We start from the raw sequence: 24,848 nt of genomic DNA on the forward strand, positions 1-24,848 counted from the left end.
AAGTAAAACCAATAGCAAGCCAAATGACTCACATGAGAAAAGTTGCAATAGACTGATAATTTAAGATTTTTTAGAATAAAACCCAGTCACTTTCAAGCTCTCTTAACAGCGATGAAATAAAGAAAAGAGCATACAATTTGTAGACTCTCTTCTCAGTTTTACAGATTAATACCAGACGCTGACATCCACACGTCCTCGAATCCCTTTAAGAATGTCAGATGAAGTATATTGCCATCCTTTTTCTCCTGAATAATGAGGATTATTCCAATCAAGCGCATCCGTATAGGCTGCAACCCAGTTTACATGTTGTAAAATATTTGGATGATTCAAACGAGTTTGCAAAAGTTGACGATAGCTATAAACTTTCACATTTTGATAACCTGCTTTTTTCATGGTTTCCATATACTTATTGATGATTTTAACCCAAGTGTCAGTATCAGCCGGAGCTTTCTTAGATTTATTTTCATATTCCCAGTTTTCAACATCATAGTAAATTGGATAAGATAAGTTCATCTTGTATTTCTTCAAAAGTTCAATAGTCTGTTTGGCATCATTCTCAGCATCTGTTTCATTTTCTGCATAGGTATACAGATAGACACCATAAGGAATGCCTAGTCGATTAAATTCTTGAATATTATAAGCCAATTCCTTATCTTCTACACCGCTATATCCCAAACGAACAATAACGCCATCAACCCCATTTTCCTGAATAACCTTTTTCCAATCACTAATGCGGCCATTATGCTCACTGACATCAATAACCTTCTTAGCACGGTCAGTTCCGACCTGTTCTTCACGATGGTTAAAGAAATAACGGTGTCCGTTTCGATAAACCCAACCAACATTCAAGGCTTTCTTTTCTTTCAGTTCCCCTGAATCGGCAAAAGTATAACGAGTATCGTCCATGATTAGCTCACCTGTTGCCATAGCACCACTTTCAGTAAGATAGTAGTTTCCATGCCACTCGTCTTTAGCCATGTAACCCCACTTCTTGAAATAATACCACTTGCCATCAATCTTTTGCCACTGTTCATTAGCGTAAGAACCATCTGCCTTAAGATAGAAATAAGAAGAATAAGCTGGATCGTAAAGCCATTCGTTTTGCATCATGGCACCTTGACCATTCAAGAAATAATTTCCTTGCCACTGACTTTTAGCCATATAGCCCCATTTCTTGAAATAGTACCATTTGCCATTAATTTCCTGCCATTCTTGTTCTGCATAAGAACCATCTGCCTTGAGGTAGAACCAGCTATTATAATTGCTATCGTAAACCCATTCATTTTTAGCCATGTAACCACCTGCTTTGAGGTAGTAGTTCCCATGCCATTCTTTTTGAGCATAACGACCATCTGCTTTTATATAGAACCAGCTATTATAGGTAGTATCGAAAATCCACTCGCTCTTAGCTTTTGAACCATCTGCTTTTACATAGAAGTCACCTTCCCAGTGTGCTGATGTTGAATTTGGCTTACTTTCTTCTTTCTGACTACTAGCTCGCGTCTCTTTGACTTCTTCCTTTTTCTCTGGACGCTGACTAGAAGAAGTCTCAACCTTTTTTTCTTCTTCTTTTTGACTTGTAGTCGTTTCTGATTTCTTTTCTTCTATCTTACTAGAAGAAGCTTGAACACTGCTTTCTTCCGAAGATGCTTTCACTTCAGTTTCATTGGCAGCCACTTGATTGACAACCAATCCAAGCAAGAAGGCACTTGCTAATCCAATTTTCCCAATCTTTGTTTTCAATCTTTCCTCTCCTATAAAAAATGGAACAGACATCTGAATGCTGTTCCACCTAGCTTTTGCTACTGATTATTTTACAAAGTCAAGCAAAGCCAAGAAGCTTTCTGCTTCAAGTGACGCACCACCTACAAGGGCACCGTCAACGTCTGGGCAAGCCATATATGAAGCAACGTTTTCAGGTTTAACAGAACCACCGTATTGAACACGAACTTTGTCTGCAACTTCTTGACCGAAGTCAGCAGCTACAACGTCACGAACAACTTTACACATTTTTTGTGCATCATCTTGTGAAGCTGATTTACCAGTACCGATAGCCCAGATTGGCTCATAAGCGATAACTGATACAGCAACTTGTTCAGCTGTCAAACCAGCCAATGCAGCAGATACTTGAGCACCTACGAATTCAGCAGCTTTACCAGCTTCGTAAGTTTCAAGTGACTCACCACAACAGATGATTGGAAGCATACCGTTCGCAAAGATTGCTTTTGCTTTTTTGTTGATATCTTCGTCAGTTTCATGGAAGTAGTCACGGCGTTCTGAGTGACCGATAACAACGTAATCAGTACCGATTTCTTTCAAAACTTGTGGGCTTGTTTCACCAGTGAAAGCACCTGCATTTTCAAAGTAGCAGTTTTGAGCAGCAACTTTAAGGTTTGAGCCTTTTGCAGCAGTAAGAACAGTTGTCAAATCAAGAGCTGGAGCTGCGATACCTGCTTCAACAAGATCTGATGAAGGAAGTTTTGATGCAACTGCTTCAACGAATGCTTTAGCCTCTTCTGGATTTTTGTTCATTTTCCAGTTACCAGCGATAAATGGTTTACGTGACATTTCACATACCTCTTTTTTCAATTTATTTTCTACTTATTTTATCACAATTAGACACAGCTTGCAAATCTTACTCGGATTTCAAGCCTGCTTCCAACTATTAATCCTTCCAGAGATCCATAGCATTTCTAAAATCTGCAGATACCTGTGTCAACTGAGGATTGCTGGCTTCTCTCTCTGCCCGTTTAGCCTCGATTTGAGCCACACTCTTGATTCCTTCATGGCGCCAATTTCTCAAAATCGCCTGAATGTACTTCCAGTTTTGTTTTCCATTCAAAACAGCTTCACGGAGAGCTTCCTTAATCAAGTCAGCACTGGTCCCATCTTCTTTTAGTGTCTTGGTCAAATCCTCAATCTCAAAAGGAGTCAACAAGCGCCCCAACTCCTGCTGGAATGTTTCTACCAACTCCTTGAGCTGGTTTTGAGGTGTCAACTGGTCTGAACTCGAAGCAGTAGCTCCAAGCAAATTATCCAAACGTTCCAAGGCCAAACTAGCATCAAAAAGCAATTCGATTTCGCCATTTAATTCGATCGTTCGATACTGAAGCAGTCCCCTCTCTGTCAGATTGGAAATAGCCTGATTGACATCCGAAATTTCCTTGCCAATCCTTTCGGCAATCTGGCTTGGAGACATTTCTTCTAAGCCTGTCGTATTTTGCAAATAGAAAAATTGCCAGACTAGAAAATCGTCGCTAGAAGGAAAGAGTTCCTTAAAATGCAAGAGCAGGGCACTCGGTAAAACCAAGTTCCCTGATTTAAAAGCGTCTAAATATGTCATAATTCCTCTTATAAATACCCAAATGCAGATGCATCATCTTCTATTTTTCTCCAGTCAAAAGGGGTTTCCTGATAGACGGCATAGTTCACCCAGTTACTGAAAAAGAGGGCTGCTGATGAAGACCAACAAAGACAAGGTGTCTGGTTGACATCATCATCCTTAAAATAATTTTCTGGAATATGTGGGTCTAAACCTGCGTCACGATCCCTAAAATACTCTTTTGCCAAGGTATCACGATCATATTCCAAATGCCCAAAACTATAAATTTCTCGCAAATCACGACTGGCCAAAATCGAAACCCCAACCTGAAGACCCTCTGATAAAATCTCGAGATTGGTTTTGTTTAAGACCTCTTCTTTAGAAATCTCCGTGTGCCGAGAATGAGGGGATACATAGCTATCGTCAAAGCCTCTAAAAAGAAGATGACCTTCCTTTAAGGTGTCCTGAGGATAAATACCTGATAACTTACTGTCCATCTGGTATTTTTCCACTCCATAGCGCAGATAGAGTCCCGCCTGAGCCCCCCAGCAGATATGAAGGGTCGAATAGACATGGGTCTTGGACCACTCGATTACCTGACTGAATTCCTCCCAATAGTCCACTTCCTCAAATGGTAAATGCTCAACTGGAGCACCCGTGATAATCATCCCATCAAAATACTCATCCTTGACTTCAGGAAAGGTTTTATAGAATGTCTCCATGTGCTCTGAACGAGTTGTCTTAGAACGATGGCTTTCCATATAGAGAAAATCAATATCCAGTTGCAGGGGTGTATTCGCCAAATGGCGCAACAACTGGGTCTCTGTGACCATTTTCTGTGGCATGAGATTTAAAATTAAAATCTTCAAAGGACGGATATCTTGGTGGGCCGCACGTTGATCATCCATGACAAAGATGTTCTCTGTCCGTAAAATCTCAACAGCTGGTAATTTTTTATCAATTCGAATCGGCATAACCCTCTCCTAACTGTATTCTTTCAGGAATCATTGCATATGTTTGAAACTCTTCGAAAATCTCTTCAAACCGCGTCAACGTTGCCTTGCCGTAGATATGTTACTGACTTCGTCAGTTCTATCCACAACCTCAAAACAGTGTTTTGAGCTGACTACGTCAGTTCCATCTACAACCTCAAAACAGTGTTTTGAGCAACCTGCGGCTAGTTTCCTAGTTTGCTCTTTGATTTTCATTGAGTATGAAACTAAATCTCAAACACTTAGTCCTTTTATTATACTGCAAGAAGATATAGTTTTCAATTATAGTTTTTCTCTAACTAGCTATAGTCTATTTTTATATCCTAATGTAGAGAAAACAGCCCTAGGGACTGTTTTTCATTAATAATGCATAAGAACTTTGTAATCGTAGTCACCGATTTTTTCACGACCGTTCAATTCATCCAATTCAACAAGGAAGGCACAACCTGCTACAACACCACCAAGTTTTTCAATCATCTCGATGGTTGCCTTAACAGTTCCACCTGTTGCCAAGAGGTCATCCACGATAAGAACACGTTGACCTGGCTTAATGGCATCAGCATGCATAGTCAAGGTATCAACACCGTACTCTTTTTCATAGTCAGCAGAAATGACTTCGCGTGGCAATTTACCTGGTTTACGAACAGGTGCAAAACCAATTCCCAACTCAAAGGCAACTGGACAGCCCACGATAAAACCACGAGCCTCAGGTCCCACGATCATGTCGATTTTCTTGTCAGTAGCATACTGAACGATTTCACGAACAGCGTAGCTATAAGCATTTCCATCAGCCATCAAAGGACTGATATCACGGAAGGTAATCCCTTCCTTCGGATAATTTTCAATTGTTGCAATATAATCTTTTAAATTCATCTTTTTCTTTCTTTCAAAGTTTTTTACTCTCTATTATAGCATATTTTTTAAGAAAGAAGAAAGGAAAAGTTAACATCAATGATTATCTAACGATTTGACGATTTATGACTAGCCATCGCAATAAAGCCCAATTTCTGTTTATTCTTAGCAAACATTTTATACATAGTTAAAAACTGCTTTCTATTCTCCTTTTTACAAGCATTTACACAAATTTTCAAGGTTCCTAGCCAACCTTCGTCATAAATCATACCTGATAATTTCATTAATGTCATTTCACCAGTCAATACTTTCACATCACGATAACCTGATTCTATCATCACCTCTTCCCAACCATCTTGAGTTAAAGGACCTACATTTACATGAATTGCTTGTGACAGTTCCTGTCTGACAGACTCTTTAGCTTCCTTAAGAAGCACATCATGTGTCAAGAGAAGACCTTCAGGTTTTAAAACCCTTAGATATTCCATTACACATTTTTTCTTAGCTTGATCGGCTTGCATAGTCAGCATAGCTTCGTTTATAACAATATCAAAACTAGCATCTTCATAAGGAAGTTTCATTGCATTAGCTCTTTCAAAACTGATTAAATGAGCAACACCTGCCATTTCAGCAGATCTTTTAGCCACTTCTAAAGCTTGAGCATCCATATCAACAGCAGTTATCTTACAACCAAAACGCTGTGCCAACTCAATTGCTGTAGTTCCCCTATTACACGCAACCTCTAGTATTCTCTTTTCTTTTGAAAATCCTCCTTCTGCAATTAACCAATCTGTGGCTCGTTTCCCACCTGGACGTAAGCGTTTTTTCCCCAGTTTTGCTAAAAACTTATGACCTGCTTCTGACATTTGAACACCTCTATTTTTTATTCATTATAACATAAAATAATATTATCTGACAATTCTAATCTATTATTTGATAAACTAGAATCAAAAGCATACAAGCTGCCATGACTATAGCATAAATCTATTAATTAACTCTCTAGTTCGAATTCAATTGCTCACGTAGTTTACGCATATAGGTTCACTAGTAGATGGTAACCACGGAGTACTTACATCTCAGATGAATGACATGGCTGTTATCCTCAAAAAAGAAAGGACGAAATTTGTCCTTTCTAGATCTTAGCTGACTTCAACCCACTACACAGTTGACAAAGAGCCCGAAAAAACCTGATGAATCGAACGATTCATCAGGTTTAAACAGATATGTTTATTGCAAACAAATCATATCAATCAGAAAGCTTAGTCTTCTTTCTTCTTGCGAGCTACAAGACCAAATCCACTCAATACTCCGAGAAGTCCAAGTGCTGCAAGGTTAGCATGGTCTTCTGTACCAGTATTTGGCAATTCACGCTTAGCTTCAGCTTCTTTGACTGCTGTTGCTGGTACTGGTTGTGCTGGAGTAGCCGGTACTTGAGGTTTAGCTGGCTGTTCAGGCATTGCTGGAGTAGCTGGCTCAACTGGTTGTACTGGTTGACTTGGTTCAACTGGAGTTGGCATTTCAACTTTTCTGAAGATATGCTTGATAGTTCCAGCTGGATCAGTTACAGTTTTGACATATTCATAACCTGTAATTGTTCCTGGTTCTTTAGAACCTGGCTCAGTTGGTTTCAATGGATTTCCATTTTCATCCGTCCAAATCGTAGCACGATTGTTTGTAGGCTGAACATTTGGTTGTAAAGGTGATTTCTTCACTTTTCTGTAGATATGTTTAACTGTTCCATCTTTTTCTGTCACTGTTTCAACATATTCATATTCAGGAATATCTAGGACTGGTGATAACATATCGAATTCAAATCCTGGGATTACATTTCCTTCAGTATCTCTGATAAGTCCTTTTGGTTTTTCAACTGATGGAGTTGGCGCAGGAGTTGAAACTTTTTCGTAGACATGTTCTGTGTCTCCATTTGGAAGAGTCTTAGTTTCTACGAATCTGTACCCTGGGATATCTTTCTTAGGTTTTTCTCCTTCTTCTGTTGATTCTACTGGGTTATTGTCTTTGTCAACAGTAATAAGGTTACCATCTTTATCCTTGAATGTTGTAGTTACTGGTTCGTAAGTGTGAACTGTATCTCCTTTTGGAATAGTTGTTGTACTTACTAGTTTGTAACCTGGAATGTTCTTAGGTTCTTTTGTTCCTTCTTCAATTTCAGTTCCTGGAATTGGGTGACCAGCTTTATCTACGTATCTTGTCGTTACTTTTTCGTATACATATTCTGTATCACCATTTGGAAGTTTACGAGTTTCTACTACTTTGTATCCTGGGATATTCTTAGGCTCTTTTGCTCCTTCTTCTGTTGTTGTTCCTGGGATTGGGTTACCGTTCTTATCTACGTGTTTAGTTGTTACTGGTTCGTAGATATGTTTCGTATTCCCTTTTTCATCCGTTTCAGTCTTCACAACTTTGTATCCTGGAATAGTTTCTGATGGGTTCTTACCATCTTTAGATGGGATAAGTTCAGTCTCTTTACCATCTTTTCCTACTACTACAAATTTAGTATCAGGATGTACTGTTGGTGTGTAAGAAGCTTTGATTGTTTTACCGTTTTTATCTTTACGTACAACTTCTACTGGAGTAGCTTTTCCTACGAAGTTTGGTTCTGGAGTAAATGTTACTTTACCATCTTTATCGATTGTGTAAGTCCCTTCTCCTGGTACTTCTTTAGTTGTTGATCCATCTTTAAACGTTGGAGCTACTGTAGTGTCTACATCACCTTTGAATACTGGAGTATTAGATTGAGGTTGTCCTTTAGCACCTTCAGATACTACGTTTTCTGTAGTTGTTTTACCTAATACTGTCGGTGTGTATTGAGCTGTTACTGGTGTTCCATTTTCGTCAACACGTTTAACTGTTACACCTTTAGCTTTTCCTACGAAGTCTTTTTCTGGAGTGAAGGTTACTTTACCGTTCTTATCGATTGTGTAAGTTCCTTCTCCTGGTACGACTACCTTACCTTCTGGATCTGCACCTTCTAGAGCTGGAGCCACATTTTCATCGATTGGCACAACCACTGTTTTACCATTCACTTTAGTAGTTCCTGCTGTGAATACTGGAGTCTCAGATTGTTCTTGACCTTTATCACCGATTGATGTTACGTCTTTAGAACTTGGTGTTACTGGTAATACAACTGGAGTGTACTTAGCTGTTACTGGTGTTCCATTTATATCTTCACGTTTAACAGTTACACCTGTCGCTTGACCAGTGAAATCTTTATTTGGAGTAAATGTTACAGTTCCATCTGGAGTAACTGTGTAAGTTCCTTCTCCTTCGATAGTTACAGAATCAACTGGGTCTCCTGTTTTCGGATCTACTAGTTTAGCTGGTTTATCAGATAATTCTACAGTTTTTTCTACATTGTTAACGGTTGTTTTACCTGCTGTGAATTCTGGTTTACCAGTTTGTTTAGCACCTTGTACATCAGTTGTTGTTACACCTTCTGCTTTTGGTGTTACTGGTTTAACTGTTGGCGTGTATTTAGCTGTTACTTCTGTACCATTTGTGTCAGTACGTTTAACTGTCACTCCGCTAGCTTTACCTGTAAATTGTGGTTCTGGAGTGAATGTTACTACACCATTTTCAATTGTGTATGTTCCTTCTCCTGGTACTGTTACTGAATCTACTGATTCTCCAGTTTTTGGATCTACTAATTTAGCTGGTTCATCAGATAATTCTACAGTTACTTCTTTACTGTTAACTGTTGTTTTACCTGCTGTGAATACTGGAGTTCCAGTTTGTTTCGCACCTTGTACATCTTCAGATACTACGTCATCTGATGTTGGTGTTACTGGTTTAACTGTCGGTGTGTATTTAGCTGTTGCTGGAGTACCGTTCGTATCTTTACGTTGAACTTCAACACCTTCAGCTTTACCTGTGAAGTTTGGTTCTGGTTTGAATGTTACTTCACCAGTTTCTGGATTGATTGTGTAAGTTCCTTCTCCTGGTACTTCTACTGAAGTTTCATCAGTTGGTTCACCAGTTTCTGGATCGATTAATTTAGCTGGTACAGTTGGGTCGATTGGAGCTTTTTCGTGTCCTTCTGTGAATGTTGGAGTTCCGCTTTGCTCTTGACCTTGCGCACCTTCAGAAGTTGTTCCTTTAGCAGTTGGTTTAACAGGCGTGATATTTGGAGTGTAAGTTGTTGTTACAGCTGTTCCGTTTTTATCTTTCGCTTGAACTGTTACTGGCTGAACTGGACCTGCGTAAGTTTTATCTGTTGGAGTGAATACTGCAACTGGATCTTTACCATCTTCTGTTTTAAGAGTGTATTTACCAATTACATTTCCTTTTGAATCTTTAGCTGGTACTTCTGGTGCTGGTTGTCCATTTTCATCTAATAATGTATAAGTATCTGGATCAATATCTACAGATTTTTCTGTTTTAGCTCCTGTTACCGGGTCTTTAACAACTGCTGAACCACCTGTGAATTTAACCGTTTGTTCTTGTGCTTGACCTTGAATGTCTGAAGATACTGACGGTTCTGCTTTTGGAGAAGTTCCAACCACCGTTGGTGTAAATGTACCAGTTGCTGATGTTCCATTTGTATCAACACGTTTTACAGTTACACCTTTAGTTTTTCCTACGAAATCTGGTTTTGGTTTAAAGTGAACCGTTCCATCTGGATCTACTCTGTATGTTCCTTCATCTGTTACAACTTCAGTAACTTCTTGACCTGTAGTTGGATCAATTAGTTTAGCTGGAACAGTTTCATCGATAGGCACTTCTTTTTCTACACCATCAATATTTGCTTTACCACCATGGAATTTCGGTGTTCCACTTTGTTCTGCACCTTGAATATCCGCAGTTGTTACATCGTCTCCTTCTGGGTCAGCAGGTACTACTACCGCTGTGTAGTCACCTGTTACAGGTGTTCCGTTTGTATCTTTACGTTGAACTTTGATTGGTGTTCCTTTTCCTGTGAATTGAGGATCTGGTGTAAATGTTACTTCTCCAGTTTCTGGATTAACTGTATAAGTTCCTTCTCCATCAATTGTTACAGAGTCTACTGGTTGACCAGTTTTTGGATCGATTAATTTAGCTGGTTCTTTAGTATCAATAGGAACTTCTACTTCTTTTCCATCAATGATTGTTTTACCAGGTTTAAATTCAGGAGTACCTTTTTGTTCCGCTCCTTGGATATCTTTTGTGAATGTATCTACACCTTTTGGTGTTACTGGTTTAACAGTTGGTGTGTAAGTAGCTGTTGTTGGAGTTCCATTTGCATCTTTGGCTTGAACTGTTGCTGGTACTGGAGTACCCGTAAAGTCTTTATTTGGTGTGAATGTTACTTTACCTGTTGTTGGATCGATTGTGTATGTACCAACTTCTTTTCCGTTAGCGTCTTTTGCTGGAATTGTTGTTTCATCAGTTGGTTGTCCAGTAGCTGGATCGATGAGTTTAGCTGGTTGATCCGCATCGATCTTCATAGGAACTTTAGCATCACCTGGTGTGAATGTTGGAGTTCCTGCTTGAGGTTGTCCTTGTGCACCTTCAGTCGCTTTTGGCGCTCCTGTTGGTTCTACTGGAGTGATGTTTGGAGTGTAAGTTGTAGTTACTGGAGTTCCGTTTGTGTCTTTAGCTTGGATCGTAACTGGTGCAACTTCACCTGCATATGTTTTATCAGTTGGTGTAAATACCGCAGTTGCTTTACCGTCTACAACTTTAAGTGTGTAAGTACCGATAACATCTCCTGCTGGGTTTTTAGCTGGTACTGATTCTACCGGTTGTCCATTTTCATCCAATAGTTTGTATGAAGTAGTATCGATTGGCACTTCTTTTTCAACACCATTAACTGTTGCTTTACCAGGTTTGAAGGTTACTTCTTTCGATTGTTCAACACCTTGTACATCTGTTGTTTCAGCTGGTGAAGCAGTTGGTGTTACACCTACGATAGATGGAGTGTAAGTTGTTGAAACTTTTGTTCCATTTTCATCTTCTGCTTGAACCTTAGCTGGTTGTACTTTACCTTTGTATTCTTTTTTAGTTGGTGTGAATGTTACTTTGTTAGTACCTGGGTCAATTGTGTATTCCCCTACTTTGTTTCCTTCTGGATCTAAAGCATCTACTGGAGTCCCTGCCGCTACTGGGTTACCTGAAGCATCAAGAAGAACCGCTGAGTTAGCTTTGATTGGTACTGATTTTTTCTTACCTTCGATTGTAGTTTCACCTTGGGTGAATGTTACAGTTCCATCTTGTACTTCACCTTGGATACCTGAAGATTCTGCTGGTGTTGCTGTTGGTGTTACACCTACGATGTGTGGAGTGTAAGTAGTGTTTACTTTCGTTCCGTTTTTATCTTCTGCTTGAACTTTAGCTGGAGTTACTTTACCAGTGTAAGTTTTGTCAGTTGGTGTAAATGTTACTTCACCTGTAGCTGGGTTTACTGTGTATTCCCCTACTTTATTACCTTTTTCATCTAAAGCATCTACTGGTCCATTTGCTTCTGTTCCATCTGGATTTAATAGTTTTACAGAATTTTCTTTAATTGGTACTTCTGCATTTCCTGCTGTGAATGTAGGAGTTCCTTTTTGAGTCTCACCTTGTACACCTGCTGAATCTGCTGGTTTAGCTATTGGTTCTACAGCAGTTACAGTTGGTGTGTATTTTGTAGTAGCTGTCGCAGTTACAGGTTGGCCATCTTTATCTTGACCTACTGGTGCTGTTAATGTTACGTCAACACCTGAAGCAGTTCCTTTAAAGGTTGGAAGTGGTTGGAATTTAACTTCTCCAGTTGCTGTATCGATTGTGTAAGTTCCTTCTCCATCTACAGTTACAGAGTCAACTTTATCGCCAGTTTTTGGATCTACTAATTTAGCTGGATAAGTAGCACTTGGTGTTACCGGTGTAGCTGAATCACCTTCGGTTTTAAATGTTGGTGTTTTCTTCTGTTCTTTACCTTGTACATCTGTTGATTCTTCTGGATCTGCAGTGATTTCTTTCGGAGTTACTGTTGGAATGTAGACAGCATCCATAGTCTTAGTTGTACCTGCTGAGTGACTACCATCATTGATGTTTTCAAGTCCATTTTGGTTTGTCAATGCAGTCCATCCAGTTGATTGACCATTTGAGTCTACAGCACGTAATACGATACCATCAGCTTTTCCTACGAAGTTAGCTTCTGGAGTGAAAGTAATCTTGTCATCTGTTACTGTGTATGTACCTTGACCTGCTTTAGTGTAAGTTTTTGTTAATGATCCATCTGGGTTAACAATCATTACACCTTCAGATTGAACTTTCTTAGTAGTTTCAGCACTAATTACATTACTTTGTTCAGTGTAGTGAATCTTACCGTATGAGTTGAATGTAGTTTTACCATTGTTAGAACCTAAGTCAGATGCATCATCACCTGATGGACGTGTTCTGAATTCGATACCTACTGATTGAGTTTCACCTTGTTTACCAGTAGTTTCTTCTTTATCTCCACGTGGTGGATGCGCTACTTGGATTTGGTTATCTTCAACTTCCCCTGAGTATGCAATTCCATTTGGTCTTTCTACTTGAGCTTCGTCTTTAGCGATACGAACACGGAAGTTTACTACATCTTTACTAGTATCAATTACTTGAGTATTCTTAAATGTTAATTCTACAATTTGGTTATTTCCATTTACTTGTACGGTATCTGATTGTTCACCTTCATCAAATTTACCATTTCCGTTAAAGTCGATAAATCCACGCACATAAGCTGGTGCAACTGTATCTGTGTACTTATCATTACCATTTGCTGAAGCGTAAAGTTTTACTTTATAAGTGTTATCTGGTCCTTGGATGAATTTAACCTCTGGTTGTCCAGTATCTACGTTAGTGTGTACATGTTCTTCTGAGATTAATTGATCTACACCTTCATCTCCAGTTTCTGTTGCATCATCAGAACCTATTCCACGTACACGAGTACCCGGTGCAGAGTCGATATCCGCTTTTACTTTACCTAAGTATGGTTGTTGAATTTGTTTAATTGCTTTTGTATCATAATCAATAGATTGTGTTCTTAAGTAGTGTTCAGCCATTCCATAAGATTCTGGAAGATCCCCAAAGTCTGAGAACTTAATACCGATCATAGAAGACTGTTGTCCAGAAGACATAATATAAAATCCTACTTCAGTTACGTTTGCTGTAGATAATACCGGAGTTCCTGCTCCACCGTTGTTACGGTATCCACCGAATACTTGAGAGCCAAGACCAGCAGTAGCAGCATCAGGTGTTGCAAATTTTTCACCACTTAGAGCATTATAGAATTTTTCATCTTGCCATTTAAGGATAGCAGTTTTACCACCATTCATATCTTTAAATTTATCAAGTGGAACATAAGCATTTTTATTTGAACTATAACCAACAATCGCAGCTAAGTCCCATGGAGTACCATTAGTTGTATAAATTTCAGACTCAAGTGTCCCGATATCTTCCCCAGATGTCATAACGATACCAGGTTTTACAGGTTTACCGTTATAAGTCGCTGTTACATCGAATTTAACCCCAGCAGCTTGACCGTTTTTCGGTTGACCTGCAGGATTTGTTCCTGCGATTGTTGTTTTAGCTTTACCAGATGTCAGACCAGCATTAGCAACGTGAGTATATCTATTTTGAGGATTCGCTCCAAGTCCTGTTGCTCCATTTTCTGGATTAAATTTATTTTCTTTATCCGGTTGATAAGAACTTTCTAAATCCGTTCCCGCTACACGGTTTTTGAATGTTTCAGTTGATTCAAATGGTTTTAGTTCCTTAACTTTCATCGTAACGATATAACCAGGAATCAATTCTTTTGTATATGTAGAACCGATTTGAAGTTGGTTAGATGCATTTAGATTTGTCCATGCACTTGTATCTCCAAAGTCTAACCATTGAATTTGATCATTTAGATCTTTAATTTCTTTTAAGTTATCTTCTTTCGTTTTAACTTTGATATCTGATAATGAAGAATATCCATGATCTTCTAACCATTTTTTCCCTGTTTCAGTACTTGCATCTTTAAGAGCTGTTGTTTGCGCTTCTGCCAAGTTTACTGCAAATTTACCATCACGACCGATTCCTGCGTTTTTCAACTCGTTGTAAACTGCAAGAATTGATTCGTTAAGACGTTCCAATTGAGCATCTACTTGCTCTTTTGTGACACTCTTATCTGCAAGAAGAGCTTTTGTTTCAGCAAGAACTGCTTGGTTTTTAGCGACCGCTGCTGTAACTGCTGCCTTGTTTTCTTCTTTCACATCAGCCTTAGCAAGTTCAGTCTCAGCCAATTTGTTAGTTACTTCAGCTTCTGATGATACTTGTGTAAGTGTTGTTGTTGCGACTGAAAGAGATTTTTCAGCTGGAGTAGTAGTTTTTTCTGCTTCAGCTTTTGCTGCTTCCTTATCAGCTGCTTCTTTCTTTTCTAAGCCAGCCGCATCAGACTCAGCCACTACTGTGCTCAAAGCTACGACAGTTTCAACTTGTTTGTCTACTTCTACTTGACTAGCATCTGCTTTTGCAAGAGTCGCTTTAGCTGTTGCCAATACATCCTTAGCTGAACTTACTACTGAAGCGTCTGCGTATTTAGCGTTAGAAAGTTTAGATTCTAAAGCAGCAACTTTAGCTTCAAGTGTAGCTTTATTTGCTACTTTAACTTCAGGTTTCACTTCTGTAGCTGTTTCAGTTTCTGGTTTTACAGTTTCTACTGTTTCAGCTTTAGCCGTTGCTCCATTCTCTTCAGTATTAGGTGATACTACTGCCACATCAGAAACATTTCCATTGATCACTGTTTCTGAGGCTGATACCGCACCATTTCCAAGGAACATCAAACCAGCTGCAATAGCAACTGATGCTGCTCCAAAGCTATATTTACGAATACCGTAACGAATGTACTTTTCTGTTCTAAAATCTTGTTGTTGTTTGCCTTTCATTGAGACTAACAACCTCCTTTTGTTTTATATCATGTTCATAGATATAGTAAAAATTAAAGTTCCTTCATTTCATTCATAAATAAAGGAATTCTTCCGTATACTACTTTTATTTCGAAACATGTATATTCATTCTATCACACTAGCTGTCAATATTCAATTTATTTGCTTGAAAACAACATGAAAATTTCAATTTTTATCTATGTCATTCTCTAAAAAATAGTAAAAATTGTCTGAATTATATAAAAAAATCTACATTTTTTAACTTTTTCCACTATTTTTTGACATTTCAACATATTTTCGAATCCGCTTTCGTTGTATAAATATATATTATTTTGAATTTAATTCCATCAATCTATATTTCATTTTTTGTATATTTATCAATTAAATCCGTTTATTTTTTTCCAAAAATCTTTTATCGTCTGTATTTTGATATTTAAAAGTATATTGAATGCCAGTCTCAGATAAATTCATTTAGAATTTCTGATTTAGCTGTTAAAAATTCTCATTTAAAGTTGGCTAAGAGCTAAAAAACCGATGAAATGAATCATCGGTTTTCTATTTGATGTGAATTAGATTAACTAATTACAAATTAATTAACTTAATCTTCCTTCTTCTTACGAGCGACAAGACCAAATCCACTCAAGACTCCAAGAAGTCCAAGTGCTGCAAGGCTAGCATTGTCTTCTGTACCAGTATTTGGCAACTCTTTTTGACCTTCAACATATTTAGGTGTTGCTGGTTGTTTTGGTTGCTCAGGTGCTGCTGGCATATCTGGAGTTACTGGTTTCTCAGGGCTTGTTGGCTCTTGTGGAGAAACTGGTTGACTTGGCTCAACCGGTGTTGGAGTTGGCATCTCAACTTTACGGAAGATATGTCTGATATTTCCATTTGGATCTGTCACAGTCTTGACATATTCGTAACCTGGAATTGTTCCTGGTTCTTTAGAACCTGGTTCCGTTGGTTTCAATGGATTACCTTTCTCATCTGTCCAAGTCGTTGTAGTTTCTTTACCTGGATTTGGTTGAGGAGTATATGGTGTTGAAATCTTCTCGTAAACGTGCTCGAAGTCTCCATTTGGAAGTTTCTTAGTTTCTACGAAGCGGTAACCTGGAATTTCTTTCTTAGGTTGGTCCCCTTCTTCACTTGGATAGTTAGGAATTTCTTTGCCTTCCTTATCCTTGAATGAAGTTTTCACTTTTTCGTAGATGTGTTTTGTATTTCCATCGTTATCCGTTACAGTCTCCACAAATCTGTATCCTGGAATTTCTTTCTTAGGAGTTGTTCCATCTTCACTTGGGTATCCTGGAATTTCTTTGCCTTCTTTATCTCTGAAGATAGTGTCTGGGCGTACTGTTGGTGTGTAAGATGCAAAAATTGTTTTACCGTTTTTATCTTTTCTTACAACTGTTACGCTGTTTGCTGTACCCACGAATTCTGGTTCTGGTGTGAATGTTACTTTTCCGTTCGGATCGATAGTGTAAGTTCCTTGACCTGGTACTACTTTTGTAGTTTTTCCGTCTTCGAATGTTGGTGGCACCTCTTTATCAATATCTCCTTCAAATACTGGAGTATTTGATTGAGGTTTACCTTTTGGTCCTTCAGATTCTACATCTTTAGTTGATGTTGCTCCTAGAACTGTTGGTGTGTATTTAGCTGTTACTGGTGTTCCATTTTTATCAACACGTTTAACAGTTACACCTTTTGTTACACCTACGAAGTCTTTTTCTGGAGTGAATGTTACTTTTCCGTCTTTATCGACAGTGTATGTTCCTTCTCCTGGTACTACTTTTGTAGTTGAACCGTCTTCGAATGTCGCTGGTACATCATTATCGATTTCTACTGTTTTCTTCTTACCATTTACAGTTTCTGAACCACCTTTAAAGATTGGTGTTCCTTCTTGAGGTGTGTTCTTAGGTCCAACTGATGTTACATCTTCTCCAGATGGTGATACTGGGATTACTGTTGGTGTGTATTTGGCTGTTACTGGTGTTCCGTTTTTGTCAACACGTTTAACAGTTACACCTGTTGCTACACCTGTGAATTTTGGTTCTGGTACGAATGTTACAGTTCCATCTGGTGCTACAGTGTATGTACCTTCGTTTGGTACTACTTTTGTAGTTGATCCATCTTCAAATGTTGCTGGTTTAGTTTCATCGATTTCTACTGTTTCTTCTTTATTGTTAACAGTAGTTTTTCCACCTGTGAATGTTGGTTTTCCTGTTTGAGTTTCACCTTGAAGATCTTTAGACTTAGCTTCTTTACCTGTCGGTGTTACTCCTACAACTGTTGGTGTATATGTTGATTCAGCTGGTGTTCCGTTTTTGTCGACACGTTGGATAGATACACCTGTTCCACGTCCTGTGAAGTTTGGTTCTGGTGTGAATGTTACTTCTCCAGAGTTCGGATCAATTGTGTATGTTCCTTCGTTTGGTACTTTAATCGTAGTTTCATCCGTTGGTTGTCCAGTTGCTGGATCTACGAATTTAGCTGGTTTTGTAGTATCAATTTCGACTGTTTTTTCTTCTCCATTAACGGTTGTTTTACCTGGTGTGAAGTTTGGAGTTGCTTTTTGCGTTGCTCCTTGGATACCTACAGTAGTTTTTTCTTCACCTGTTGGTGTTACTGGTACTACAGTTGGTGTATAAGTCGCTGTTGCTGGTGTTCCGTTTTTATCAACACGTTGAACTTTGATTCCTGAAGTTTTACCTGTGAATTTTGGTTCTGGTGTAAATGTTACTTCTCCAGTTTGCGGATCGATTGTGTACGTTCCTTCTCCTGGTACTTTTACAGTTGTTTCAGATGTTGGTTGTCCAGTTGTTGGATCTACCAATTTAGCTGGTTTTGTAGTATCAATTTCGACTGTTTCTTCTTTATTGTTAACAGTAGTTTTACCACCTGTGAATGTTGGAGTTGATTTTTGTGGTGCACCTTGGATATCTTGTGTTTCTTTTTCATCACCTTTTGGTGTTACTGGTTTAACAAATGGAGTGTATTTACCATTTACTGGTGTCCCGTTCGTATCTTCACGTTGAACTTCGATTCCTTTAGCCTCACCAGTGAAGTTTGGTTCTGGTGTGAATGTTACTTTTCCTTTATCGTCAATTACATACTTACCTTCTCCTGGAACTATAACAGTTTTTTCTTCTGTTGGTTTACCAGTTGTTGGATCTACTAATTTAGGTGCTTTCTCTAAATTAATAGGTACTTTTTTATCACCTTCTGTAAATGTTGGTGTACCTTCTTGTTCTTTACCTTGGATTCCTTCTGAAGTTACTGGAGTCGCTGTTGGTTTTACCGGTGTGATGTATGGTGTGTAAGTAGTTTCTACTGTGATACCATTTTCATCCGCTGCTTGAACACGTACTGGCTGTACTTCTCCGTAGTATGTTGCATTAGGTGTTAATACTCCGACAGCTTTACCGTCTACTACTTCAAGAGTGAATTCCCCGATGACATTACCTTTTGGATCTTTTGCAGGAACTTTTGTAGCTGGTTGTCCATTTTCGTCTAATAATGTATATGAATTTGGATCAATCGGTACAGTTTTCTTAGTAGCTTCTTTTACCTCTGGGTGGTCGATATCCGGTACAGTCGTTTTATCTACCACACTATCGATGAATGTCACAGGTTGTTTTTGAACTTGACCTTGAACATCTTGTGATGTAGCTGGTTGTGCTTTTGGTTTAGCTCCGATAACGATTGGACGGTATTTACCAATAGCTGGTTGTCCAAGTTTATCAACACGTTGAACGATTACCCCTTTAGCTTCACCAACAAATGTTTTCTCAGGAACGAATTTCACTGTTCCGTCTTCTTTAAGAGTATAAACTCCTTCTCCCTCAACAGTAATTGGAGTTCCTACTGCTATTGGTTGTTTTGTAGCTGGATCAAGTACTACTGGAGCAACATTTTCATCGATGTCTACTTTTTTCTCTTCTCCACCGATTTCTACTGTCCCACCTTTGAACTTAGGTTTTCCATTTTGTTCTTGACCTTGGATATCTGCAGAGATTACATCCCATCCTGTTGGTGTTACTGGATGAACAACTGCTGTATATTCTCCACGAGCTGGTGTTCCGTTTTTGTCTTTACGGATAACTGTTAATGTTGTACCTTTACCTGCGAATGTTTTTTCTGGTACGAATGTTACTGTTCCATCTGGAGCTACTGTGTAAGTACCTTGTCCTTCGATTGTCTTAGTTGTTGAACCATCTTCGAATGTTGCTGGTACAGTATCATCCATCGGTACAGATTCTTCTTTACCATTGACTGTTGTTTTACCACCTTCAAAGTCTGGTTTTCCACTTTGAGTCGCACCTTGAATGTCTTCTGTAAATGCAACTTTACCAATTGGAGTTACTGGTTTAACCGTTGGTGTATAAGTCGCTGCTGCTGGTGTTCCATTCGCATCTTTTACTTCTACTGTTGCTGGTACTGGAGTACCTACGAAGTCTTTATTCGGTGTGAATGTTACTTTACCTGTTGTTGGGTCAATTGTATACGTACCAACTTGTTTTCCTGTTGCATCTTTAGCTGGAATTGTTGGTTCATCTGTTGGTTTTCCTGTTGTTGGATCTACTAATTTAGCAGGTTGAGTTGCATCAATCTTAATTGGAGCAACTGGGTTACCTTGCGTAAATGTTGGAGTTCCTTCTTGAGGTGAACCTTGAATTCCTTCTGTACTTGCTGGAGTTCCTGTTGGTGTTACCGGTGTAATGTTCGGTGTATAAGTTGTTGTTACAGGAGTTCCGTTTTTATCTTTTGCTTGTACCGTTACTGGTTCTACTTTACCAACATATGTTTTGTCAGTTGGTGTAAATACTGCAACTGCTTTTCCATCTACATTCTTAACAGTGTAAGTACCTACTACTTTTCCTGTAGCGTCTTTAGCTGGTACTTCTGTAGCTGGGTTGCCATTTTCATCTAATAATGTGTATGTTGTTGGATCGATTGGTACTTTTTTCTCAATACCATCGATTGTTGTTTTCGAATCGTTAAATGTTACTGGTTGCTCTTGAGTTGCACCTTGTACATCTGTTGAAGTTGCTGCTTCTGCAGTTGGAGTTGCAGGTTCTACTACTGGAGTGTATTTTCCTTTAGCAGATACTTCTACAGCATTTCCTTCTTTATCCGTTGCATTAGCTGTTACTTTTACATCTACACCTTGAGCTGTTCCTGTAAATGTTGGAAGTGGAGTAAATGTTACAACACCTGATGTTGGATCAATTGTATAAGTTCCTTCGTTTGGAACAACAACTTTCCCTTCAGTATCAGCACCTTCTAATGAGTACTTAGATGTTGTTAAGTCAACATTTGTACCATCAGGAGTGTTCTCTGGAGTATTTAGTTTTGAGAATCGTTCATTTCCTGGTTTAGAAGTTTGGACTGCTCCTTGAACATCTTTTGTAGTATCATCGTTACCTTTAACACCATAAACTGTTGGTGTGTAAGTAGTTGATGCTTCTACTGTTACTGGTTTACCATCATCTCCTGGAATTGTTACATTCGCCGCTACCGAAATTGGTTTAGCAGTTCCGATATATCCTTGAGCTGGTGTGAACGTTACTTTTCCTGTTGTTGGATCTACGGTATAAGTTCCTTCATCTGTAGTTACAGAGTCTTTTTTCTCTCCTGTTGCTGGATCTACTAGTTTGTAATCAGATACTGTAGAGTTTTCAGGAAGACCAGTCTTGAATCCTTTTTCCATTGTATCGCTTTGAGGAGTGTCTTGGGCACCACCTGAAATTTCTGGTTTCGGTACAACGATGTAGTAAGTTGTTTCTGCTACTGCATCATCCGTCACTTCACCTGAATCACTTCCGCCTACTGTTGGAGTTGTTACAACACCGTTTGAGTCAACAGAATGAACCGTTACTTTATAACTACCATATTGACCTAATGTGTAAGCTGCGATTTCTGGATTTGCTAAGTTTGCTGCTGCAGCTGTTTTAAGTGCTGTACGAGCTGTTTCTACCGCTTTTTCAGCTTCTAAAGCTGCAGTACGCGCCGTTTCTACTTCAGTATTTTTTGCTGAAAGATTTGCTTTAGCTGTTTCTAATTGTGCTTCTACAGATGCTTTAAACTCTTTGGCATGCGCAAGTCTTCTCTCTGCTAATTCTTGAGCCGTTGGAGAAATAGTACGTAGTTTTAAGTTATCTAATGCTTTTTGAGCATCATCTGCTATTCTTGAAGCACGATCCAATAGTTCTTGAGCATGAGCTAATTCATTTTGAGTATCTTGTTGTTCTTTTACAGCTGTTGCTGCCGCTTTTGTTTTTTCTGCTGCTGTACGTTGAGCTGCAATATATGCTGCTTCTTCTGCTTTTGCCGCATCGAATACTTTTTGGCTTCCGTCTGGTGCAGTTACTGTTACTTTTGTTTTAATAGTATCAGAATCTGTAGCTGATGTTTTATCATCGATTGTATCCGCAAATGCTACATTTGCTTTAGTTGACTTAATCAAGTCTACTGATGCATCTTTTGCTTCTGAATAACTTGTTGAAGTTCCTGTAGGTTTAGCATTTTGAATTGATGCTACATCTGTAGAAGATGCTTCACGGTATGAAATATATCCTTTAAATCCTGATGCAGTCTCAACTTCCCAACCAGCATTTGATTCTTTAGCTGTTACCGCTGTTCCGTCAGAAGATGTCCATTGGTTTGTTACTGAGTCATAACTCACTGTAACTACCATTCCTTGTTCTGAAGATGTGTTATCTTTTTTAACTAGAGTTTCTGTACGTGTAACATCACCTACTGCTGTTACCTCACCATTTTTACGGATTTCAGCAATCTTGTCCACTAAGGTTGACGCTGAAGATGTTGTATTCCATGTACGTTCAAACTCATAAACAACGAACTTAACATCACCATTTGCTTGAGCATCTGTATAAACACGACGTTCAATAAGCGTTGATGTGCCATTACCATTGTCTTTTAGTTCATAAGCTTTTTCAGTCGGTAAAGAATATTTACCTGTTGCATGGTTAAATTCCGCTTTATACGTATTCCCTGCCGCGTCAGTTACCATAGCAAATTCACGTTGGATGTTTGCTTTTACCTTATCAGTTGTGGCTTTTGCTGCAATACTATCAACACCAACGTATTTTGTAGATTCTGGAGTTACAGTTAAATTAACAGTCGAATCTCCTGTTGTTGAAGCTGCTCCCAACACTGCACCTTCTTGTAACGCAGTGTTTGTAGTACCTGCTGCAACTGTCCAGTTACCATCTTTAACTACAAGTTTTGTAACTGTTCCATCTGGCATTGTAATTTCAGCTTTGTTAGCACCTTTTGAAATTGTCACAGGTACATTTGTTGCATATGCTTCTACATTCTTAACAGTAATTTTAGGTGCTACTGCGATTGTAATATTTTCATGAGCTTCTTGACCATACATATTCCAATCCTGATTTTTCGCATTGGTTGTATTATTATAGTCTTTGGCATAAACAGCCGCTGTGAAAATTCCAGCTTCACTTGCTGTTCCAGTAATATCTCCGGTTTTTGGATCGTAATTTAATCCTGGTACAACATCATTAATTGAAGTTTTACTTCCTGTATATGTACCATTCAATGCTGTATGAGCTGTAACAGTTTGTGGTCCGTTCTCGGTATCTACTTTAGATCCATCGACTGCAGTAAAGGTTGCTCCAGTCGTGCCTCCAGGAGCAGTTTTTGAACCGGCAACAACTTTTTCTCCATTTTTTCTGTATACATAACCAGTTCTTTCATCACGACTCATTCCATCGTTATCAACATATTTGATATTATGATTAACTTGGTCGCCTATTGTTACTAATTTTGATTTTCCTTGAATAACTGGTGCAGATGAATCTTGCCATCCTACCCATCCAGCTGTTAAGTCTCTGAAAGTAACTTGCTGAGTAGCTCCGTCTTTTTCTACAGTTAGGATATAACGCATGTCATATACACCGTTTTGAAGAGATGATGCTACATATCCTTCCACAGTATCTTTATCAGCATTATAACCTAATCCTGGTGGTAAGTTGCTCGCTTCAATTTTCGCAATTGTGTATCCTGCAGCAGTTGCCTCTGGTGATAAACTAAAGCGTTTTTTTACATCTGTAAGATATACATAGTGATTTCCTTGTTCAAAAGTATAACCATAGATTTCTGTAGCTAGATACTCATAAGCACCTCCTGCTCCCCATGTTGTTTTCCCATTAGCTTTTCCTGTAGCACGAATTTTACCTTTCCATAATTCTGCTTCACGACCAAGCTTTTGAGCTTCTGTTTTTGATAAAGGAATATCAGTACGTCCACTAATACCAGCTTGTCCACTATTAGCCGCTGGTACATCAGTGTTCTCAGATTGATAACCATGAACATAAACTTTATAGTTAGCGTTACCATCTAGTACTTTGTAAGATTTACCTGTAGAACCAAGAAATTCTCCATTTTCTTTTCTTAATTCTGTAGAAGAAGCTGTGTATCCTTCATTAGCTGAAAGAGCTACTGAGAATTTCCCATCACGGCCAATCCCATTTCGTTTCAACTCATCATAAACTGCTTGGATAGACTCATTCAAACGGTTTAATTGAGCATCTACTTGTTCTTTTGTCAAGCTCTTATCTGCCAAGAGTTTGTTCGTTTCTGCAAGGACAGCTTGGTTCTTAGCAACTGCAGCCTCGATTGCAGCTTTGCCTTCAGCAGCAAGATCCTTCTTGTTCATTTCTGAATAAGCTAATTGACTAGTAACTTCTGCTTCAGATGAAACTTGGCTCAAAATCTTTGTATCTACTGCAGGAGTTTCTTGTTTCGGGTTAGCCGCTTCTTCTTTCTTGGCAGTTTCAGCAGCATTTGATTCGACAAGAACTGTTGCGAGAGCCTTAAGTGCTTCTGTTTGGCTATCAACTTCTGCTTGTTCGGCTGTTGGGTTGGCAAAAACTGATTTTGCAGTCGCTAAGGCTTCCTTTGCAGCAGAAAGAGCACTTGCATCTGCATTTTTAGCTGCAGCGATACCTTGCTCTAAGCTTGCAATTACTTCATAGAGCGCTGTCTTATTTGCAGCAACCTTTTCAGCAGCTTTTTCAGTGTTTGCTTTTGGAGCTTCTACTGTTTTTTCTTCTGCTACTTTCTTATCTTCCGCTTCTTTTTGAACTGGAGTATCTACCTTTTTAGACTCCTCTGCCTTTACTTCTTTTTCAGCTACTGAAGTTGCTGGTTTCGCCGAAGTTCCATCATTTTCTGGATTAGATGCCACTACTGATGAATCTGGAGTAGTCCCATTAACTGATGCTTCATTGGCAGATACTGCTCCATTTCCAAGGAACATCAAACCAGCCGCAATCGCTACAGATGCTGCTCCAAAACTATATTTACGAATTCCATAACGGATGTATTTTTCTACTCTAAAATCTTGTTGTTGCTTGCCTTTCATTAAAACCAACAACCTCCTTTTATTTTCATCATGTTAGTTAAAAATCCCCAAAAAGTCCCTCAGCAATTTTTTTACATAGTTGAGAGGAAATTTTATATAATTCACAATTAACATGTATATAAATAATATCACATCACATCTCATTACACAAGATATTTGATTTATAATTTTAAAAAAATTAACAATTTCCCAAGTAAAATTTAGTTAACGTTTTACTTGAATTGTCAGCATTTCATAAGCGTCATAATTTTTTAAAATTGTCGCTTTTGTTTCTATTTTCTGAATATTTACCAGCCTCTTTTCAAAACTAAATCTCCGTTAGTCTATATCAGTATTTTTGTATATTTATTTAAAACTAATCTTGTAAAACGATTACTTTATCTCATTTTTATATA

Annotated in this window: 8 protein-coding genes; all 8 read right to left on the minus strand. The window is 38.6% G+C overall.

The window, feature by feature from the left end:
* Positions 1 to 165 precede the first annotated feature (165 nt).
* Positions 166 to 1,776, minus strand: a complete 1,611-nt coding sequence (gene lytC, locus N8L39_RS07780) for a choline binding-anchored murein hydrolase LytC (RefSeq protein WP_261010646.1) — start codon at positions 1,774 to 1,776, stop codon at positions 166 to 168.
* A gap of 33 nt (positions 1,777 to 1,809) precedes the next feature.
* Positions 1,810 to 2,568 (minus strand): triose-phosphate isomerase, encoded by a 759-nt coding sequence (gene tpiA / locus N8L39_RS07785; protein WP_261010645.1) that lies wholly within the window; start codon positions 2,566 to 2,568, stop codon positions 1,810 to 1,812.
* Between the two features lie 97 nt (positions 2,569 to 2,665).
* Complete coding sequence (locus N8L39_RS07790) at positions 2,666 to 3,343, minus strand: DnaD domain-containing protein (RefSeq protein WP_261010644.1); 678 nt, start codon at positions 3,341 to 3,343, stop codon at positions 2,666 to 2,668.
* A gap of 8 nt (positions 3,344 to 3,351) precedes the next feature.
* Complete coding sequence (gene metA / locus N8L39_RS07795) at positions 3,352 to 4,296, minus strand: homoserine O-acetyltransferase MetA (RefSeq protein ID WP_261010643.1); 945 nt, start codon at positions 4,294 to 4,296, stop codon at positions 3,352 to 3,354.
* Positions 4,297 to 4,674: 378 nt separating this feature from the next.
* Positions 4,675 to 5,187 (minus strand): adenine phosphoribosyltransferase, encoded by a 513-nt coding sequence (locus N8L39_RS07800; protein WP_001049318.1) that lies wholly within the window; start codon positions 5,185 to 5,187, stop codon positions 4,675 to 4,677.
* An 86-nt stretch (positions 5,188 to 5,273) separates the two neighbouring features.
* Positions 5,274 to 6,032, minus strand: coding sequence for a class I SAM-dependent methyltransferase (locus tag N8L39_RS07805; protein WP_261010642.1), 759 nt, complete (start codon positions 6,030 to 6,032; stop codon positions 5,274 to 5,276).
* Between the two features lie 393 nt (positions 6,033 to 6,425).
* Positions 6,426 to 15,050, minus strand: a complete 8,625-nt coding sequence (locus tag N8L39_RS07810) for a GEVED domain-containing protein (protein ID WP_261010641.1) — start codon at positions 15,048 to 15,050, stop codon at positions 6,426 to 6,428.
* 598 nt (positions 15,051 to 15,648) lie between these two features.
* Positions 15,649 to 24,453, minus strand: coding sequence for a YSIRK-type signal peptide-containing protein (locus N8L39_RS07815; RefSeq protein WP_261010640.1), 8,805 nt, complete (start codon positions 24,451 to 24,453; stop codon positions 15,649 to 15,651).
* Positions 24,454 to 24,848 lie beyond the last annotated feature (395 nt).

Source organism: Streptococcus mitis, from assembly GCF_946190285.1.
Lineage (GTDB): Bacteria > Bacillota > Bacilli > Lactobacillales > Streptococcaceae > Streptococcus > Streptococcus mitis_CP.

Coding starts and splice junctions, on each gene's coding strand:
- lytC (WP_261010646.1), bottom strand. CDS start 1,776: ATGTCTGTTCCATTTTTTATAGGAGAGGAAAGATTGAAAACAAAGATT.
- tpiA (WP_261010645.1), bottom strand. CDS start 2,568: ATGTCACGTAAACCATTTATCGCTGGTAACTGGAAAATGAACAAAAAT.
- N8L39_RS07790 (WP_261010644.1), bottom strand. CDS start 3,343: ATGACATATTTAGACGCTTTTAAATCAGGGAACTTGGTTTTACCGAGT.
- metA (WP_261010643.1), bottom strand. CDS start 4,296: ATGCCGATTCGAATTGATAAAAAATTACCAGCTGTTGAGATTTTACGG.
- N8L39_RS07800 (WP_001049318.1), bottom strand. CDS start 5,187: ATGAATTTAAAAGATTATATTGCAACAATTGAAAATTATCCGAAGGAA.
- N8L39_RS07805 (WP_261010642.1), bottom strand. CDS start 6,032: ATGTCAGAAGCAGGTCATAAGTTTTTAGCAAAACTGGGGAAAAAACGC.
- N8L39_RS07810 (WP_261010641.1), bottom strand. CDS start 15,050: ATGAAAGGCAAACAACAACAAGATTTTAGAACAGAAAAGTACATTCGT.
- N8L39_RS07815 (WP_261010640.1), bottom strand. CDS start 24,453: ATGAAAGGCAAGCAACAACAAGATTTTAGAGTAGAAAAATACATCCGT.